Source organism: Vibrio sp. CUB2 (genome assembly GCF_001557945.1).
Taxonomy (GTDB): Bacteria; Pseudomonadota; Gammaproteobacteria; order Enterobacterales; family Vibrionaceae; genus Vibrio; species Vibrio owensii.
Window position 1 is genome coordinate 1 of the sequence record NZ_LNRB01000054.1, and the last position, 2,143, is coordinate 2,143.

Annotated in this window: 3 protein-coding genes; 2 read left to right on the forward strand and 1 reads right to left on the reverse strand. The window is 38.8% G+C overall.

Annotated elements, in window-relative coordinates; all coding sequences use genetic code 11:
- Nucleotides 1-197: 197 nt before the first annotated feature.
- Nucleotides 198-884: a hypothetical protein gene (locus tag ATB78_RS27715; RefSeq protein ID WP_136677212.1), complete on the reverse strand. Its 687-nt coding sequence runs from the start codon at nt 882-884 to the stop codon at nt 198-200.
- Between the two features lie 275 nt (nt 885-1,159).
- On the opposite strand from ATB78_RS27715, the gene ATB78_RS27720 reads away from it, so the two are divergent.
- Entirely contained in the window at nt 1,160-1,711 is a 552-nt protein-coding gene (locus ATB78_RS27720; protein WP_061011151.1) for a hypothetical protein, read from the forward strand.
- Nucleotides 1,708-1,893, forward strand: a complete 186-nt coding sequence (locus ATB78_RS27725) for a hypothetical protein (protein WP_061011152.1) — start codon at nt 1,708-1,710, stop codon at nt 1,891-1,893. The genes ATB78_RS27720 and ATB78_RS27725 overlap by 4 nt, the downstream gene beginning before the upstream one ends.
- The last annotated feature ends 250 nt before the right edge of the window (nt 1,894-2,143 follow it).

Sequence of the window (2,143 nt, forward strand, 5' to 3'; positions counted from 1 at the left end):
AGAGAAGTTAGAGTCTATTGAGAGATAAGAACCTAATTTCTGTGAAAGATGCTAGGGCACATACCAGGTGATACTTGTTAAATACGTAAAGTGTTCATGGTTACAAGTTTAAGAAAAAGCATAACGCTGCGTTAAGGTGTGAGTAACGCACATCTGAAACTGCTGCATAGCGCCTTAAACACTTTACTCAACGCAAATTAAAAGTGCCAAGCGTTACGAATCACTCTTAAACGCCTTGTTAGCATTGCTCTCACACCCATAACTTCACTTTGAAAGCTCTTGTCGTAAATCGCAACAAGTTCTTCAGCACAAGTGATGCTTCTCGAATCAGTAACTTTTAAGTAAGCAACCCGAGCAAGAACTACTGCAAACGTCGCTACAAAAAACAAACCGCCTAGTAGCGATAACGTAAGAATCCTATCTTTTGAATAGACGGCTAAGATTTGTGTGTATACCCAAATAGCAGAATATGCCGATGGCATTGCACAAAGCATATAGAAAAAGAAATTTCTGGGATACTTCGCTAACCTTTCAAAGTTTCTAGTCTTCGAGCTAGTGTATTTGGTTTTAAGAACGAACTGATCGTTTTTAGGTTCCACATAACAATCACTATAACGGTAAAGCTCAATGGCTTTACTTGGTTTATCCGATGAAAGTAAAAGTGAAATAACATCAAAGTCAGCTCGAATTTTGAAGACAGACTTAAACTGCTGTTCTACTACGAGCTTTCTTGCTTTATTAGCCTCTGAATCAAAACACTGATAAAAGAACTCTAAATTTTTAACTCTGAATTGGTTTCGATTCAGCACCCAATCATGAAAGAACTTTAAGAATGGTAATGCTCCTGCTAGAAAGCCTACCATTGCAGCCGAAGATATCTCCAAGTAACTCTCCTAAACTCACTTTTTCGAAAAAATGCTAACGCCCAATTAAGGTGTGAAGCACGCAATGACCACGCCTCTGCATGGCACTTCAACACCAAAAACCAACGCATACAAAAAATGCCACGCGTGCTGAATCACTCTTAAATTGCTTGTTAGCTACAAACTTAACGATTACAACATACTGAGATGTATTCCGCACTCTCTTATTGAAATAGAACATATATCAACCAAATATTATATCTTCTTTTTTGATGCAAAATTGTGCAGGAGGAACTATGCCAAACGTTACTGTTAATGATTTACCCTATCCGCTACCAAGAGATACCACCGGTCAACTTAAGACATTGGCAAAAATCACATCAATACCTAACAATCTCCTTGCCGGTGCTGGTGACGCGGAAGTAGAAGCGCTGTGCTACATGATTTTGTACCGCCATTTGAACACAAATCAGCGCTACAAAGCAATGAAGTCCATTCGCGCGGTTAAAAAGCGTGCATTAATGGGCAAAATTATTGAGAAAACCCTAGATACAACATTTGTAAACTCACAATGGGGCATCTGGTCATTATCTAATGCAGAGCTTGAAGCTGATATTAAATTACATACAGATATAAACCAACTAGCTTCAGGACTTGGTATTGGTGCATCCGCAGGAAGCATCAAAGAAATACTGCAAAAGATAAAAGAAAAGAGATCAATCAGCCAAAGAAACTGGGTAACGTTCATCATTTGGGGATGTGTCTACCTCAATGCAAAAGAGCTAGAAAAAGCCAACATTGAAAGAGAACATCGCACAACCGTAAGTACTTCGAGGTACTTCAAATGAAAAATCAACTCATTGGATTAGCAGCAATTATCGCAATTCTCCTAGCTATTATCTGGCGCTGGGAGAGTGCAAATGACAGCCTAAAAGATGTATTGTTTTACTCATTGCTTGCTTTCTTTTTATTACAAAATCTATGGTTTACATTCAAAAGCGGTAAAAGTTCAAAAGGAAGTGACTTGTAGCTAACGCCCTGTTAAGGTGTGAGCAACGCAATACCGAAGCCACCGCATACCACCTTAACCAATAAACCTAACGCATAGTAAAAATGCCACGCGTTGCGAATCACTCTTAAACAGTTTGTTATAACTCAAACCCAAATTGGCAGCTGATAGATCTTGCCATTTAGATCAACAACTACCGCTTCGACATAAACTTGATGGTTATCAGCACGATAAGCCGATATATAAAATTCTTCGAAGCATTCGATAGGAA

Excerpts from the sequence above, each read along its gene's own strand:
- ATB78_RS27725 (WP_061011152.1), top strand. The coding sequence starts at position 1,708 with ATGAAAAATCAACTCATTGGATTAGCAGCAATTATCGCAATTCTCCTA.
- ATB78_RS27720 (WP_061011151.1), top strand. The coding sequence starts at position 1,160 with ATGCCAAACGTTACTGTTAATGATTTACCCTATCCGCTACCAAGAGAT.